This is a genomic window from Labrenzia sp. R5_0, from assembly GCF_017743835.1.
In the GTDB taxonomy this organism is placed as follows: domain Bacteria; phylum Pseudomonadota; class Alphaproteobacteria; order Rhizobiales; family Stappiaceae; genus Roseibium; species Roseibium algicola.
This window is the reverse complement of sequence record NZ_JAGHRK010000007.1, coordinates 123654-138992: the sequence shown is the minus strand read 5'-3', so window position 1 is coordinate 138992 and position 15339 is coordinate 123654. Positions and strand designations below refer to the sequence as shown.

General features: G+C 57.1%; 15 protein-coding genes. 8 read left to right on the top strand and 7 right to left on the bottom strand.

Annotated elements, in window-relative coordinates:
- Window positions 1-5 precede the first annotated feature (5 nt).
- The 4 genes from flgG to flgB are packed head-to-tail and all read right to left on the bottom strand — an operon-like array spanning window position 6 to window position 1987.
- Window positions 6-794, bottom strand: coding sequence for a flagellar basal-body rod protein FlgG (gene flgG, locus J7447_RS27245; protein ID WP_022998496.1), 789 nt, complete (start codon window positions 792-794; stop codon window positions 6-8).
- A 48-nt stretch (window positions 795-842) separates the two neighbouring features.
- Window positions 843-1175, bottom strand: a complete 333-nt coding sequence (locus tag J7447_RS27240) for a flagellar hook-basal body complex protein FliE (protein ID WP_022998495.1) — start codon at window positions 1173-1175, stop codon at window positions 843-845.
- Between the two features lie 2 nt (window positions 1176-1177).
- Window positions 1178-1594, bottom strand: coding sequence for a flagellar basal body rod protein FlgC (gene flgC, locus J7447_RS27235; RefSeq protein ID WP_022998494.1), 417 nt, complete (start codon window positions 1592-1594; stop codon window positions 1178-1180).
- A 12-nt stretch (window positions 1595-1606) separates the two neighbouring features.
- Entirely contained in the window at window positions 1607-1987 is a 381-nt protein-coding gene (gene flgB / locus J7447_RS27230; protein ID WP_022998493.1) for a flagellar basal body rod protein FlgB, read from the bottom strand.
- Between the two features lie 193 nt (window positions 1988-2180).
- On the opposite strand from flgB, the gene J7447_RS27225 reads away from it, so the two are divergent.
- The 4 genes from J7447_RS27225 (at window position 2181) to J7447_RS27210 (ending at window position 5454) form a co-directional block, all read left to right on the top strand.
- Entirely contained in the window at window positions 2181-2726 is a 546-nt protein-coding gene (locus J7447_RS27225; protein WP_209171499.1) for a hypothetical protein, read from the top strand.
- Between the two features lie 9 nt (window positions 2727-2735).
- Window positions 2736-3104, top strand: coding sequence for a PilZ domain-containing protein (locus J7447_RS27220; RefSeq protein WP_022998492.1), 369 nt, complete (start codon window positions 2736-2738; stop codon window positions 3102-3104).
- 243 nt (window positions 3105-3347) lie between these two features.
- Entirely contained in the window at window positions 3348-4106 is a 759-nt protein-coding gene (locus J7447_RS27215) for an FCD domain-containing protein (protein ID WP_022998491.1), read from the top strand.
- Between the two features lie 196 nt (window positions 4107-4302).
- Window positions 4303-5454: a fumarylacetoacetate hydrolase family protein gene (locus J7447_RS27210; protein WP_209171498.1), complete on the top strand. Its 1152-nt coding sequence runs from the start codon at window positions 4303-4305 to the stop codon at window positions 5452-5454.
- 59 nt (window positions 5455-5513) lie between these two features.
- On the opposite strand, the gene fumC is transcribed toward J7447_RS27210, so the two are convergent.
- Window positions 5514-6899 (bottom strand): class II fumarate hydratase, encoded by a 1386-nt coding sequence (fumC, locus tag J7447_RS27205; protein WP_152506475.1) that lies wholly within the window; start codon window positions 6897-6899, stop codon window positions 5514-5516.
- 21 nt (window positions 6900-6920) lie between these two features.
- Window positions 6921-7730: an alpha/beta hydrolase gene (locus J7447_RS27200; RefSeq protein ID WP_286189655.1), complete on the bottom strand. Its 810-nt coding sequence runs from the start codon at window positions 7728-7730 to the stop codon at window positions 6921-6923.
- 153 nt (window positions 7731-7883) lie between these two features.
- Between J7447_RS27200 and J7447_RS27195 the strand changes: the two genes are divergently transcribed.
- The 3 genes from J7447_RS27195 (at window position 7884) to lexA (ending at window position 11192) form a co-directional block, all read left to right on the top strand.
- Window positions 7884-9464 carry an acyl-CoA synthetase gene (locus J7447_RS27195; protein WP_209171497.1) on the top strand — a complete coding sequence of 527 codons (1581 nt, stop codon included), beginning with the start codon at window positions 7884-7886 and terminating at the stop codon, window positions 9462-9464.
- Between the two features lie 92 nt (window positions 9465-9556).
- Window positions 9557-10360, top strand: coding sequence for a hypothetical protein (locus J7447_RS27190; RefSeq protein ID WP_209171496.1), 804 nt, complete (start codon window positions 9557-9559; stop codon window positions 10358-10360).
- A 121-nt stretch (window positions 10361-10481) separates the two neighbouring features.
- A complete protein-coding gene (lexA, locus tag J7447_RS27185; protein WP_022998485.1) occupies window positions 10482-11192 on the top strand; it encodes a transcriptional repressor LexA in 711 nt (236 codons plus the stop codon).
- 4 nt (window positions 11193-11196) lie between these two features.
- On the opposite strand, the gene J7447_RS27180 is transcribed toward lexA, so the two are convergent.
- Window positions 11197-13500 carry a ComEC/Rec2 family competence protein gene (locus J7447_RS27180; RefSeq protein ID WP_353653824.1) on the bottom strand — a complete coding sequence of 768 codons (2304 nt, stop codon included), beginning with the start codon at window positions 13498-13500 and terminating at the stop codon, window positions 11197-11199.
- Between the two features lie 236 nt (window positions 13501-13736).
- Between J7447_RS27180 and gltX the strand changes: the two genes are divergently transcribed.
- Window positions 13737-15161 (top strand): glutamate--tRNA ligase, encoded by a 1425-nt coding sequence (gene gltX, locus J7447_RS27175; protein ID WP_209171494.1) that lies wholly within the window; start codon window positions 13737-13739, stop codon window positions 15159-15161.
- Window positions 15162-15339: the final 178 nt, after the last annotated feature.

The window sequence follows — 15339 nt, the reverse complement described above, 5'->3', positions numbered from 1 at the left end:
CCCTGTTAGCGAATGCCGTTGGTGACGGTACCGGCCATCTCGTCGGCGGCTTTCATGACCTTGGAGTTCATTTCATAGCCGCGCTGAGCGCTGATCAAGGCAGTGATTTCCTTTACCGGATCAACGTTGGAGCTTTCCAGATATCCCTGGCGAACCACGCCGAAACCCGGATCACCCGCAACACCGGTAACAGGCGTGCCAGAGGCCTCGGTTTCACGGAAAAGGTTGCCACCCACTGGTTCCAGACCGACATCGTTGGCAAAATTGGAAAGCGTCAGCTGTCCGAGTTCACGAGGCGTCATCTCGCCATCGACCTTGGCATAGACCTGACCCGATTCATTGACGACAACTTCAATGGTTTCTTGCGGAATGATGATCGCCGGTTCGACGGCATAGCCGTCAATGGTCACCAGTCTGCCGTCTGCATTCTTGTTGAACGAACCGGCTCGGGTAAACAGTGTTTCGTCATCAGGACCAGTAATTTCGAACCATCCCCGCCCGTCAAGCGCAACATCGAACTGGTTGCCGGTGTTGGTCAGCGAGCCTTGGGCATGGAGTTTGCGGATCCCGGCGGTACGAACGCCCAGACCAAGCTGAGCACCTTCCGGTACAGGATCTTCACCACCCCGGTTCGGCACGCCCTGCAGGCGCTCGGCCTGATAAAGAAGGTCTGAGAATTCCGCCTGCGAACGTTTGAAGGACGTGGTGTTCATGTTCGCGATGTTGTTGGCGACCACTTCGACATTTGTCTGCTGGGCGCTCATGCCGGTCGCGGCGATAGCAAGGGCTTTCATGGATTTTCTCCTGGTAATTACAATCGCTTATCGAGGCCAAGCCTTCGATCAGATCGACATGCGGCTGATTTCCTGATAGGCGCTCACGACCTTGTCGCGGATGGCAATTGCGGTCTGGAGGGTCGATTCAGCAGCCATTACGGCCTCGACCACCTGCTGTACCGACGCCTGTCCGTCGACACCTGCAATCGATACCGCCTCGCCTTGCTTGATCTTGTCGATCGCATCGGTCGAAACTTTCGCCATCGCATCGGAGAAACTGGTTTCGCCCACGGCGCCCGTGCCGCCAAGATCCGGCGTGCTCGCCGTGTACCTGGTGGTGGAGGCTGCTTTCAGGACGCCGTCGGTCGACGATGTCAGCGCGGAGATTTCATTGATCATGATCAGTTCCTCAACAGGTCAATGTTGCGCATGACCATCTCGCGGGCCTGCGTCATGACTTTCAGATTGGCTTCGTAAGAGCGGTTGGTTTCGCGCATATCGGCCAGTTCAAGCAGCGTGTTGACATTCGGCATCTTGACGTAGCCGTTCTCGTCCGCCGCCGGATGGCCGGGATCGTATTCCACCGCGAACTCGGCTTTGTCCTTGCCGATGTCCTTCACGGACACCAGGTTGGCCTGGACGGCGCGGTTGAATTCACTTTCGAACGTGATGGTCTTGCGCCGATAGGGATCATCGCCGGCTGCTTCACCGGTAGAGCGGGCGTTGGCGAGGTTTTCGGACACAACTCTCAACCGCTCCGACTGCGCTCTGAGACCGGCGCCGGAAATCTGCAAGGTTGCGGAAAGCGGATCAGACATGCTTGTTTTCCTTTAGGATTTCACTGTGGAGAGGTACATGCGGTGAAAGGACTTCGCGATACTGGCGTTCAACGAATGATCGCGCGCGACCTCTCCTGCCTTCATGAGTTCCTGTTCCAAGCTGACGGAGTTACCGGAATGCGTGACCGTCCAGCTGTCCGCCTTTTCGACATCGGACTTGCGCGCGGCTTCCATGGTCTGACCAAGATGGCCGTCATGGGTTGCGGTCATGGCAAGCTGGGTTTTGCTGATCACGGTTGTGAACGGTTCCAGGTCCTTGGAGCGGAAGCCAGGCGTATTGGCGTTGGCAATGTTTTCGGCAATGGTCGCCTGGCGGACGGACAGCCAGTCATTGCTATTCGAAACGAGTTTGGTCAGGAACACAGGTTCCATAGAAGACCTCCTATCAGCTCAGGTTGCCCCAAGGGATAGTCAGCCAAGCTTGCCCGAAACTGTTCGACCGTGATGATTTGGCAGGGTTCCTTCCCGGACGCCTGCGACGCAAGTTTCACGCAATCTTCGGTGTGCATGCATTACCGGTGCGGGCGACCCTGCCCTTTCAGTTTTCGGTATTTGGGAGAAGCGTATGAAACGTCTGCAGCCGCCGACCCGCGCAAGGAAAGCAGCCAGACCCTCGGTCCAACCATTCATATGTCGCGCCTTCACGATGCACCGTGTCCAGCTCGCGAAGGCCGGGCTCCTGCAGGCTGCAATCGCTGCTTCAGTTGCCTGCCTGGCTCCAGAAGCCTCAGCCCAGACCACAAACTGCGATGCCTACGCAAGAGCCTATGCAGATGCGCATATCAACCCGGATCAATCGGACATGCCGATCGTCGACGGCGCGATGGAGGGAGCCGTTGCAGGTGGCGCCTGGGAAGGCCCAAGTGGAGCACGCAGGGGTGCATTGACGGGCGGTGCACTTGCCGTGCTGGACAACCTTGGCAGTACACCGGCTGGTTGGCGCGGTTTGTATGATCTTGCATATCGCCTTTGCCGGAACGCACAATCACCAGTCACACACCGCCCCTCGACGCTGGGAGATCCCAGCTATCGGCCCGCACTCCCCGGTTCCGGCAGACCAGAGCCGTTAAGACCAGCTGGACCGCTTGCCCCATCAAGACCCAACAACTGAGGTTGTGCCATGTTTTCATTTCTGTCTTCGAAACGGGACTCCATTGCCGCAGCAATTCAGCGTCGCCTGCATCCGCGCCAGCGCACAAGATTGCGCCCCGCGAAACTTGCAAGTCTGGACAATGAATTTATTTGCGATTGCACGATCAGGGACATTTCCGATGGAGGTGTCCGTCTCGTGCTGAACGAGGTTACCGACCTGCCGGAAGAGTTCTATGTCTTCGATGCCGTCCCAAAAACCGTTGCCGAAGTGCAGCTGCGCTGGCGCGACGGACTGGCCGCCGGAGTTGTCTATTTAGTTCCACCTGCAAGTATCCGGCACTTCAAGAACACCGGCGTCAGAAAACTTGCACAAAGGCTTTATGCTCTGGATGGCTAGGCCCCGAGTAATTGTCCTACAAATTTCAAAGCTGCGAATTCATTTCCTTGCCTGAATGGTCAATAATTCAAACAGCAGCGACATAAAGAGACTCCAGAAGCGACGTATTAGCTTTGCAAAACGTCGTGGCAACTCATTAAATCTAGTATTTTATAAAATTCGCTTGTAAAACATGCGCAGGACACAACGCCGGTCTCGCCGATCAAGTTCGATTGGAAAGACCCGACTGCCTGAGTCTGTTGAATGGATAATAAAAAGCGTAATTTCTTCGAACTTCCGGACAAGGTCCTTACATCCCTGCCGACGGGGGCAGTCAAAGATACGGTCGAACATCTCGGTAGAAAGATTGCGCGGGGAGAATATCCGACAGGCGCGATCCTTCCGCGTGAGGACGAACTTGTCGACAGCCTCGGTGTTTCGCGAACTGTTGTCCGAGAAGCCATCAAGGTGCTTTGCGGCAAAGGGCTTGTTCGAACGGCACGCAGATATGGGTCTCGGGTCTGCCCCTTTGACGACTGGAACCTTCTCGATCCAGACGTCATTCGCTGGCATGACCCAAGAAGTCCGCAGACTGCGAGAATCTATGCAGAAGCAACTGACCTCAGACTGATTTTTGAGCCGGAGGCCGCCGCCCTGGCAGCCGTCAACGCAAGCCGGGAGCAACGCGACACCATTCTTGCGGCCGCGCGTGCCATCCATCCTCTGGATGGTCAGGAAAGCATGATCGGCGCCGACTACATGTTCCATGCCACGATCCTGCAGGCCAGTGGCAATCAGATGCTTTCCCAGCTCCAGAATCTGATCTACGCGGTCATGCTCTTTTCCTATGCCGCCTCACAACGAACTCCTCCGGAAGAAAAGATTGCGCGTCGCAATCACGTCGGCGTTGCTGAAGCGATCGATTCCGGAGACGCAGAACTGGCACGTGGACGCATGAAAGACATGCTGGTGCAAAACAAGGCCATGGCGGACAAGCTGGTCGCTTCGACCCTCCAGGAGTGACCTGGTTGCCGGCAAACCTGTTGGTCTGTCTGGCAAACAGAGAGAGACACCGGTAATTTCCTGACCAGATACCCACTCTCTCTAGCGCACCTATGGAATGGCGCCTGCGTTTCCACATTTGTTGGACAACTGAGAATTTTCCCAGCAGACTAGGGAAAACCAACAATGATGGCCTAACGGCCAACCTGGGAACGCCATGAAATTCTATTCAGAAACCGAATTGTCCTCCGGCACATTTTTGGGCCGTGTCTGGCGACCCGATGTCAAGGGTCCTGCCGTCGTCACACTGCGAGAAAACCGCGTTTTCGACATCACGTCCGCAGCCGCCCCCACCGTTCGGGATATTTGCGAACTAACGGAACCGGCTGCCTATGTTGCCGCAGCTAAAGGAGAAGATCTTGGCACTCTGGATGAAATCGCGGCTGGTACCTGCAGCGATATCGCCAACCTGCATTTTCTGGCTCCCTGCGATCTACAGGCAGTGAAGGCATGTGGCGTGACCTTCGCAAATTCCATGGTCGAACGCGTGATCGAGGAGAAAGCGGCAGGAGATCCTCAAAAGGCCGAAGCCATCCGGGCACGGGTAGGTGCAACCATCGGCGACAGCCTGCGGAACCTGCGAGCCGGATCCGAAGAAGCCGCCAAGGTCAAACAAGCGCTTATCTCCGAGGGCCTCTGGAGCCAATACCTGGAAGTCGGCATCGGCCCGGATGCCGAGGTCTTTTCCAAGGCGCAGGTTCTTTCCTCCGTCGGCACCGGAGCCGACGTCGGACTGCACCCGGTGTCCAGCTGGAACAACCCAGAGCCGGAAGTGGTTCTAACAGTCTCCTCAAAGGGTGTGATTGTTGGCGCGACGCTAGGAAACGATGTCAATCTACGTGATGTCGAGGGCCGTTCGGCTCTGCTCTTGTCCAAGGCAAAGGACAACAATGCATCCTGTGCCATCGGACCGATGATCCGACTATTCGACCAGGGATATTCATTGGATGACGTTCGACTGGCAGAGCTGGACCTGACGGTGGAGGGAACGGACGGCTTCATCCTGAAGGGGAGATCTTCGATGAAGGAAATCAGTCGGGACCCTGTGGATCTGGTCCGGCAAACCCTGGGCCGCCACCATCAGTATCCCGACGGGATCGTGCTGTTTCTCGGTACCCTCTTCGCACCGACGCAGGACCGGGACGTTGCCGGAGAAGGTTTCACTCACAAACTGGGCGACGTCGTTACAATCGAAAGTCCGGGCCTCGGTCGATTGAGCAACACGGTCCGGCTTTCGACCGAATGTCCGGAATGGACATTCGGCATAAGCTCCCTCATGCGCAATCTCGCGCAAAGGGGTCTCTTGTAGTCGTACGCCGAATTGCCCAGCGCGTCACGAAGGCGCTCATCAGGAAACTTTCGGCCGACCTAAAGCGACGGTTGGACCATCTTCGCCGGATCAACAACCCGGTCGAATTCCTCCGCACTGACGAATTCAAGGTCAAGGCACGCCTGCTTCAAGGTCAGATCATGCTCAAACGCATGGTGTGCGGCATGACTGGCCTTGTCATATCCGATCACCGGACTTAGCGCAGTCACCAGCATCAGGGATTGATCCAGAAACTCCCTGATGCGCTTCTCGTTCGGCTCCATGCCTTCCACCAGGAATAGGGAGAAGTTGGTGCAACCGTCGCCCATGATCTTTACCGACTGCAGGATCGCATTGATCATCAGCGGCTTGTAGACATTCATCTCCAGGTAGCCACTGGCGCCACCTATCCCGACGACGACGTCATTGCCCATCACCTGTGCCGCAACCATCGCCAGTGCCTCGCACTGCGTCGGGTTGACCTTGCCTGGCATGATCGAAGAGCCGGGCTCGTTTGCCGGAATTTTCAGCTCAAAGAAACCGCAGCGGGGCCCGCAGGACAAGAGGCGGATATCGTTTGCGATCTTGAACAATGACACTGAAAGCGTCTTCAAGGCTCCGCTCAACATGACAAGAGCATCATGCGCCCCCTGAACCGCAAACTTGTTCGGAGCCGTATAGAACGGCAAGTCCGTCAGTTCCGCGATCCGGGTGGCAGACAACTCCGCAAAAAGGGGATGAGCATTGATGCCCGTCCCGACTGCAGTTCCGCCCAGCGCCAGTCCATAGACATCCTTTAGGGCAAAACTGATGCGCTCAATGTCCTGACGCAGCATTTCCGCATAACCGGAAAACTCCTGACCAAGCGTCAAAGGCGTGGCGTCCTGCATATGCGTTCTGCCGATTTTTATGATGTCGTCCCAGGCGTCGGCTTTGTCTTGCAGGCTCTTTTGGAGCATCTGCACGCCGGGCAAAAGGCGATGCGTCACCTGGAGTGCAGCAGCCATGTGCATCGCTGCGGGAAAGCTGTCATTGGACGATTGAGACAGGTTCACGTGATCGTTCGGATGAACCGGATCTTTTGACCCCAGCACACCACCGGCAAGGGCAATGGCGCGATTGGAGATCACTTCGTTCACGTTCATGTTGGTTTGTGTTCCGCTGCCGGTCATCCACACGTGCAACGGAAAATGGTCGTCAAGTTTTCCATCAATAACTTCGTCGGCAGCCTGGACAATCAACCGAGCAAGATCTGCATCCAGCAACCCCAGCTCTTCGTTTGCAAGGGCCGCTGCCTTCTTCAAAACGCCATAAGCGTGGACAAGCTCTATCGGCATCAGGTCGCTACCGATGGAAAAATACTTCAAGGAGCGCTGTGTCTGTGCCCCCCAGTATTTGTCCTCCGGCACGTCTATTTCGCCGATGCTGTCGCTTTCAGTACGCATGTGCGCCTCCTCGTAAGTGGCTCAAGGGGCCAGCAAGGTTTCCGTCAGTTCACTATCGGGATCCTTCAAACCGTCTATGACATCGAAATGATGGCGGCCGGGATCCTCCTTGTAGGTGGCCATTGGCCAGGCATCCGCAAGGAGTTTCGATTGCCTTAGAAACTCCGGACGCTCCGCTCCACCGACCCAGGCGACAACCGGACAGTCAACGGCGGGCACCATCAATGCCGCACTTTCGGCCATGGCATCGTCTTCGTTCATCTGGAAGGACTTGTTCATCACCGTGTTTCTGAGCGGGCGAAGGTCGTGCAAACCGCTGATGGAAACAACACGCTCGATTCGATCCAGAACGTCTTTCGGCAACCGGCTGTCTTCGCTAATCATGCGTGTGACCAGATGCCCACCGGCGGAATGCCCGGCAAGACGGATCGGGCCACCGACGCGAGCAGCCGCCTTCGTAATCGCGACAGAGATTTGCCGCGTGATATCTGCGATCCGCGCATCAGGAGCCAGATCATACGACGGCATGCATACCGTCCAGCCTCTTGCCAGGCAGCCGCTAGAAAAATGCGACCAGGAACTTTTATCGAATCTCAGCCAGTAACCACCGTGCACGAACACGACGAGCCCCTTGGACTTCCTCTGTGGCCGAAACACATCGAACCGCTGACGGTCCCCTTCCCCGTAAACGACATCCAGATCCTTTTCGACCCAGCTTTTCCGGAAGGTTTCCGCATCCTGCGCCCAGCGCACGATGAAATCGTCAGCGCCTGGAATATAGGCAGCATTTGAATAGGCATCGTCCCAATCAATAATCGTCATCTCACTCATTCGAAATCCTCAGGCAAACGTCGAAACCGATCGGCGGCATACTTGCACGATTTACCTAGAAAGCGGAACGGTCTGAATGCCAATCTCAACTTGTCAAACGGACTGCCATCAACCTAACGTCTGAAAAAACCAGTAGTCGGGAGGCAAACTTAGATGGTGGAGCGCTGTTCCAATCGCGTGGCCAATCTTGCGCATTTTCTGTCCAGGAACGCTGCCCGGTGGCCCTCAGGGCCTGCGGTTGTCGAGGATGGGGTCACCTTGAGCTGGTCACAGATCGATTCGCGCGTCTCCGCACTTGCCAAGGGTCTCCAATCGGAATTCGGCGTTTCCAAGGGCGACGGCTTGCTGGTCCAGGCCCAGAACTCGCATCAGATGATCGAGATCATGTTGGCCGCATTTCGTCTGGGAGCCATCTGGGTTCCCTGCAATTTCAGACAGGCTCCGGGTGAAACGGCCTATGCTGCGGTAAAAGCGAAGGCGAAGGTTTTCCTGTGTGACGCTGATTTTGGTGCTCAGGCCGATGCAGTGCGAAACGCAAGAAATCAGCTGACAGGATGCATCACAATTGGAGCCAGCGACTTTGGCACAAGCTATGAGGATCTCCTCTCTCGTTACCAGGGACAGGTCCTGCAGAACGAGGCAGTGGACTATAACGATCCCTGTTGGCTGTTCTTCACCTCAGGCTCAACCGGCCGCCCGAAGGCGGTTGTCCTCAGTCACGGGCAGATCGGATTCGTTTGCGTCAACTACATGGCAGACCTGTTGCCCGGGACGACGGAGCGCGATGCGTCGCTGGTCATAGCTCCATTGTCACACGGTGCAGGGTTGCAACTGATTGCCCAGCTATCAGTTGGTTCCACACATGTTCTCCTGCCCGGAGGTGGCTTCAATCCTTCGACTGCATTCGAGTTGATCGAAAAACACAAGGTCAGCAATCTCTTCACCGTTCCCACAATCGTCAAACGCCTGGTGGAAGACCCTTCTGTTGATCAGTACGATCACTCGAGCCTTCGTCACGTCATATATGCGGGGGCTCCCATGTACAGGGAGGACCAGAAGCTGGCACTCCAGAAATTGGGGCACGTTCTGGTTCAATACTACGGACTTGGCGAGGTCACCGGAAACATCACCGTGCTACGGCCACAGGATCATTTTCTGGAGGATGGACCTGAGACACGCAGCGGCACCTGCGGTACGGAGCGCACAGGTATAGAGGTTTCGATCCAGGACGAGGAAGGCAATCACCTGCCCCCCAATGAAACGGGTGAAGTCTGCGTCATCGGTTCGGCAGTCTGTGCTGGCTATCTGGAAGACGAAGACGCCAACCAGAAGTCTTTCCGGAACGGCTGGTTCCGCACCGGAGACATCGGTCACATGGATGAACAGCGCTACCTCTTCCTGACAGGCCGAGCGTCGGACATGTACATTTCTGGTGGCTCCAACGTCTACCCGAAGGAAGTCGAGGAAGTGCTGCTTACACATCCGGATATTTCCGAGGTCGCAATTCTCGGCATTCCGGACAGGCAATGGGGCGAAGTCGGCCTAGCCGTTTGTGTGGCTGCCCCGGACAAGTCACCTGACCCTCAGGAACTCAGCGACTATCTGAATGGCAAGATCGCCCGCTACAAGATGCCTGCACGTTATCTCTTCATTCCCGCAATGCCGACAAGTGCCTATGGCAAGATCACCAAGAAACTGGTGCGGGAGCATTTGACCGAGAAAGGCCTGTTGTGAGACGGCCCGCCCCCAGATCTCTGTCCGACATTCGTCATCCCGGCCCTTGTGCCATCAATCGGCTCCCCCATGCCAGATGTCTGGCGAAACCATTGGAAATCTCCCTGGCAGAGCAAACTCCCTTGCTGGAGACGCTGGGCCGCTTCGCCACGCACCAAGGACTGAGCTCCGCCGTTCTCGATCTTTCCGGGCTGATGCTCGAAGCGTTCGACTTTGTGATGCCTGCCTGTGCAATCGATGACCGACATGCAGCCTGGTACAGCGACACGCACTCCTCGAAAGGCGCAACGCTTGAGTCCGCAGTTGCCATTCTCGGGATACGAGATGGTGAATGGTTCGCTCATGTACACGCTTATTGGCATGAGGAAGAAGTCGAGCACCTTGGCCACTTACTGCCGCATACGCTGAAGGTTGCGCATCAGGGGGCCATCAAAGGGTACGGCCTGCAAGGCGCAGCGTTCGTGGCATCGCTGGATCCGGAAACCGAATTCACGCTGTTTCGTGTGCAACAGGATGACGAACAGTCACGGACAACCGACTACAATGCGCTTATCACCACACTCGCTCCGTTTGCCGACCTGACGGACAGCATCCAAGAACTCGCAAAAGAGCTGAAAGCACCCTCCTACGAAGTCTATGGACTGGGCAGTCTGGCCGGAGCAGCGTTCCGCGACGCCCAGCCGATGACAGGTCTGATCTCCGAGATACTCCTGACTGAAAACGCTGGCGCGAAACCGGAGCAAGAGCTTTGCGTCCCAATCCGCGCCGTTGATCTCGAAGGTGGACTGCATCGGGGCATTCTCACCGCTGGTGGCGCGCCGACTTTGATCACCTGTGAACTGCTGATCCTGACCGGATCGAAGGACGACCTGAATCCAATATCGGAGACGGATTGAATACGGCAACTTGTTCGAAGCCAAGAACAGTAAGAGAACATTTACCCTTGCAGAACACAATGAGAACAGGTACCATGTTCTTGATTTGTACCAGATGTTTTCTCGGTCAGGGGACGCCTACATGCTGACGCGCAAGCAGTACGAACTGCTCATGTTCATTCACGAAAGACTGAAAGAAACCGGTGTGCCGCCGTCTTTCGACGAAATGAAGGACGCGCTCGACCTGCGCTCCAAGTCCGGCATTCACCGCCTGATCACCGCGCTTGAAGAACGTGGCTTCATCCGGCGCCTGCCGAACCGGGCCAGAGCCATGGAAGTTGTTCGTCTTCCGGACTCCATCGCACCCGGCCTGGGCGCTCCACGGCCAAGAGGCAGCTTCTCACCTGAAGTCATTGAAGGCTCACTCGGCAAACCGGAGCCGGAAAAAGCTGCACCAGTGCCGGTGTCCAGTGTTACGGAAATCCCCGTCATGGGCCGCATCGCCGCCGGCGTGCCCATCGAGGCAATTCAAACACACAGCCACTCCATCACAGTGCCGCAGGACCTGCTTGGTCGCGGGGAACACTACGCGCTGGAGGTTCGTGGTGATTCCATGATTGAGGCCGGCATTCTGGACGGTGATACCGTTCTTATCCGCCGGACCGACAGTGCCGACAGTGGCGACATCGTTGTTGCACTCGTGGACGATGAAGAAGCCACCTTGAAACGGCTGCGCAAGAAAGGCGCTTCCATCGCTCTTGAAGCAGCCAACCCGGCATATGAAACCAGGATCTTCGGTCCCGGCCGCGTTCGTGTTCAGGGCCGCCTCGTTGCCCTGTTTCGTCAGTATTGACCAGTCACTCCTCTGCGCGCGCTTCGGCCACCGAGGCGCGCTCGGCTAGACGCAGGCTGTCTCTCGTTACCGTACCCTGATGATGCCAGGGGCGCGGTGGGTCCGGGATGGCAAACTTCAGTTTCCCGATTTTCAGATTTTCGTTTGGCGGATGGCCCGGTGCACTGGCACCGCTCGTAGCATTTGCGGCCTCGCTGAAATCACCGGGCGATAGCCAGATGGAGACGGCGCCACGTTCGGTGCGCGTACCGTGATCCAGAACGAGGGCTGCACCGCAGCTCTCCGGAGCGACAAGATCGGTCACGACCAAATCGGCATATCGGCAATCCAGCTGAAACGCTTCAAATGTCTTTGGCTGCGCGATTGCAAGAAACGATTGCCTGCCATCCAACCGTTCTGCGTCCTCAGAATTGACGTACGCCCTGATGACACAACCGTCGTCATCGCAATTTCTTTGAGGCGATTTTATCTTGCGCGACAAGATCGCATCATTCCTCACTCCTTCCGACTGCAGCCAGAGATCACTTGCAAACGATCTCCCCCTAGCTGCGTAACGCAAAGTTCCCGTTTCATCGCGGGCAGCTATTCGAGAGCCGCTTGCAGCAATCTGGATATCCGGAGGCCGGCTGGTGAGAACAATCAATATTCCTGCGACGAGAGGCACTCCTGCGAGCACACGCTTTCTGCCAGGCACCAACAATCCGGCAAATAATGCTGATAGCAACAGCAATGCAGCAGCCCCGTCGAGCCTTCCGGAAGTTCCGCTGCCGGCATCAAGGGCCGCAGTAAAGGAGGCAACCTTCAACAGAAGTGAAACTCCGAAAGACATGACAGCCAGAGGGAGAACTGCAAGGCCGAAGGGCATCAGAACGAATGCAAGTACTCCCATCGGCATCACAACAAGTGAAAACACCGGCATTCCCAGCAAGTTGCCGACTAAGCCATAGGGCGCGATGCGGCTGAAGTGATGAGCTCCTATAATGCCGGTCGCCAGCCCTGCGACCAATGCGGTGACGAACAACCCTGCAACCCACTTGCCGAGGTAAAGACAAGTCGCCATGCCCCATCCGGACACTCTTTCACCAGATGACAGGGAATGATCTCGCTGCCGCCACAGGTCATATACGGCGACCAGGCAGATCACGGCAGCGAAGGACATCTGGAAGCCGGGAAAAAACAACCGCTCAGGAGCAATCAGCAAGAGCACAAGGCCAGCCAACGCTACGCTTCGCAGGGTCAGGCCGCGTCGCCCCACCAGAATTCCGACAAAGACAATCGCAATCATCAGGAACGATCGTTGCGTCGCAACCGCACCACCGGACAGAAGCAGATAAATAACTGCAGCACCAAGAGCTGAAAGCGCGGCCCATTTGTGCACCGGCCACCTGAGCGTCAGGATCGGCACCAAGGAAAAGAGCAGCAAGACCGCCCCATAGGCGCCGCCGGCAAAGAGCGCCATATGCAGTCCGGAAATTGCAAGAATGTGAGCCAGTCCGGCGGCCCGCAAAATCTCTTCCTGCTCTTCGGTTATTCCGCTGCGGTCTCCAACCAGAAGAGCAACGATCAGTGCGGTTTCCGGCCCTTCCGAAAGATTGCCCCTGATACGCTCCGCGAGGTCTATTCGAAGCTTGGCAACGGCAACGGCTGGGCGAAATTCATTTCCAGCCTCCTCAGCCTCGATGACCTCGGGAGACCCGAAACTGAAACCCGTCGCACCTATCTGCTGAAAGAAGGCCCGGAAGGAATAATCGTATCCTCCTGGAAAGACGGGACCCGCGGGGGGAAACAGCCGCGCACTGACGCTCACGGTGCGCCCCACTTCAATGTCGCTTCCCGCCGGAACGCGCAAGCGCACCTTGGCAGGAAACTCGCCCCCCTCGACGGGACGCCCATTGACCGAGGAAACGGCCAGCACGATCCGGTGACCGGCTGCCCCGCTGTCAATCTCTTCTATGTAGCCAGCCAGATCCGCGTTCATCTGTTCGGCAAGGCGCGGCGCCGAAACATATGCCGTTCGAAGACTGGAGGCTGCCAGTCCGGCAAAGAATGCCAGGAAGAGAACGACGGAAACCGCCACCGTGCCGCGCAGCTTCACACGCCAGAGTACCGCGCTTACCAGCACGACCAGAACTCCCAACAGAACCCAGGAAGGTTCTTCAGGCAACCAAACGTAAACACCAATTCCCGCAGCAAACGCGAAGGCACACCACAACAGCCCTTGCGAATCCCAAAGACGATCTGCTGACGCATTGTGAGCAGAATAAGTGTGACCAGCGCCCGCTGGCCTTGAACGCCGTTTCTCACGCACTTCAGGCGTGAGCACGGCAGGTGATAAATCCTCACGCTCAACATCAAGGGTTGCCGTTTGCGACCGGCCGACAGAAATATCGAGCGGACCGGACCGTGACGTCACTTCAGCTCCTCATTTTGGTCCAAGAAATGGCCGGAGCCCCTATTTAGCCTCGCCAAAGCCTGTGCTAAGACCGCGCCACCAATTCGGCGCGCTCCGCGCCGTCATACTGACAGAGACTTTCATAAAGCACCATGGCACAGAACATCGTCACGCGCTTCGCCCCGTCCCCGACCGGGTTCCTGCATATCGGCGGCGCCCGCACCGCGCTCTTCAACTGGCTCTTCGCGCGTCATCACGGCGGCAAGATGCTGCTGCGGATCGAAGATACGGACCGGGCTCGCTCCACGCAGGAAGCGGTGGACGCATTGATTGACGGCCTGTCCTGGCTAGGGCTCGACTGGGACGGAGACCCGATCTCCCAGTTTTCCCGTGTTGAGCGCCACAAGGAAGTGGTCGAGGAAATGCTGGCCAACGGCACCGCCTATCGCTGCTACAGCACCCCGGAAGAGCTCGACGCCATGCGCGAGAAAGCCCGCGCCGAGGGCAAGCCGCCTCGCTATGACGGGACATGGCGCGAGCGAGACGCCTCCGAAGCCCCGGCCGGCGTTGACCCAGTCATCCGCATCAAGGCCCCTCAGGAAGGCGAGACGGTGGTCGACGATCTCGTACAGGGTCGCGTCGTGATCCCGAACAAGGACCTTGATGACTTCGTACTGATGCGCTCCGACGGGACGCCGACTTATATGCACGCTGTTGTGGTGGACGATCACGACATGGGCATCACGCACGTCATCCGCGGCGTCGATCACTTGACGAATGCAGCTCGCCAGACGCTCATCTTCAAGGCTCTGGGATGGGATGTGCCGGCAATGGCGCATATTCCGCTCATTCACGGGCCGGACGGCGCAAAACTTTCCAAACGTCACGGTGCGACCGGCGCCGAAGCCTATCGCGAGATGGGCTATCTGCCGCAGGCCATGCGGAATTATCTGGCACGTCTCGGCTGGAGCCATGGTGACGAGGAAATCATTTCGCTCGAAGACATGATCAAGTGGTTCGGTTTCGACGCCGTCGGCCAGTCGGCTGCGCGTTTCGATTTCAAGAAACTTGAGAACCTCAACGGTCATTACATGCGCGCGACCGATGACGGCGAATTGCTGAGCCATTGGAAGGTCTATCTCGCACACGCCGAAGGCGGCGACCGGATTCTCGCCTGGCTTGCCGATGGTGACAACGAGAACACCGCACTTGCAGCACTTCCCGGACTGAAGGAACGGGCCAAGACCCTGGTCGAACTGACGGAAAGCGCCTCCTATCTGTGGCGTCAGCGCCCGCTCGACACCGACGAAAAGGCCCAGAAGATCCTGGACGACGACGCCCGGGCGATCCTGAAGGATCTTCACGAAGTTCTTTCCAGCGCTTCTGACTGGAGCGCGGACCCGCTGGAAACTGCTGTAAAGGCCTACGCGGAAGACAAGGAATTGAAACTGGGCAAGGTGGCGCAGCCGCTACGGGCCGCGCTGACGGGCCGAGGCACGTCACCCGGCATTTATGACGTCCTGATCGCTCTTGGCCGGGAAGAATCCCTTGCCAGAATTCAGGATCAGGCAGCCTGAGACAAAGCACTGCCGGATGCATTTTTAGGCAAAAGCCAAGCTTCCGGCAGTCGCTCTGGTTGGCGAAATCCGTCTTTGACCAAAGCGTTATATCGGCCAGCTTGCGGCAGTGCAGTAAATGGGCTACGCAAGACGCGAAAAAGTCTCCAGTGCTGGTCCGGCAACCGGAAACGGGACC

What these genes read in the sequence shown, in the direction of transcription:
- flgG (WP_022998496.1), bottom strand. Translation starts at nt 794, where the DNA reads ATGAAAGCCCTTGCTATCGCCGCGACCGGCATGAGCGCCCAGCAGACA.
- J7447_RS27240 (WP_022998495.1), bottom strand. Translation starts at nt 1,175, where the DNA reads ATGATCAATGAAATCTCCGCGCTGACATCGTCGACCGACGGCGTCCTG.
- flgC (WP_022998494.1), bottom strand. Translation starts at nt 1,594, where the DNA reads ATGTCTGATCCGCTTTCCGCAACCTTGCAGATTTCCGGCGCCGGTCTC.
- flgB (WP_022998493.1), bottom strand. Translation starts at nt 1,987, where the DNA reads ATGGAACCTGTGTTCCTGACCAAACTCGTTTCGAATAGCAATGACTGG.
- J7447_RS27225 (WP_209171499.1), top strand. Translation starts at nt 2,181, where the DNA reads ATGAAACGTCTGCAGCCGCCGACCCGCGCAAGGAAAGCAGCCAGACCC.
- J7447_RS27220 (WP_022998492.1), top strand. Translation starts at nt 2,736, where the DNA reads ATGTTTTCATTTCTGTCTTCGAAACGGGACTCCATTGCCGCAGCAATT.
- J7447_RS27215 (WP_022998491.1), top strand. Translation starts at nt 3,348, where the DNA reads ATGGATAATAAAAAGCGTAATTTCTTCGAACTTCCGGACAAGGTCCTT.
- J7447_RS27210 (WP_209171498.1), top strand. Translation starts at nt 4,303, where the DNA reads ATGAAATTCTATTCAGAAACCGAATTGTCCTCCGGCACATTTTTGGGC.
- fumC (WP_152506475.1), bottom strand. Translation starts at nt 6,899, where the DNA reads ATGCGTACTGAAAGCGACAGCATCGGCGAAATAGACGTGCCGGAGGAC.
- J7447_RS27200 (WP_286189655.1), bottom strand. Translation starts at nt 7,730, where the DNA reads ATGAGTGAGATGACGATTATTGATTGGGACGATGCCTATTCAAATGCT.
- J7447_RS27195 (WP_209171497.1), top strand. Translation starts at nt 7,884, where the DNA reads ATGGTGGAGCGCTGTTCCAATCGCGTGGCCAATCTTGCGCATTTTCTG.
- lexA (WP_022998485.1), top strand. Translation starts at nt 10,482, where the DNA reads ATGCTGACGCGCAAGCAGTACGAACTGCTCATGTTCATTCACGAAAGA.
- gltX (WP_209171494.1), top strand. Translation starts at nt 13,737, where the DNA reads ATGGCACAGAACATCGTCACGCGCTTCGCCCCGTCCCCGACCGGGTTC.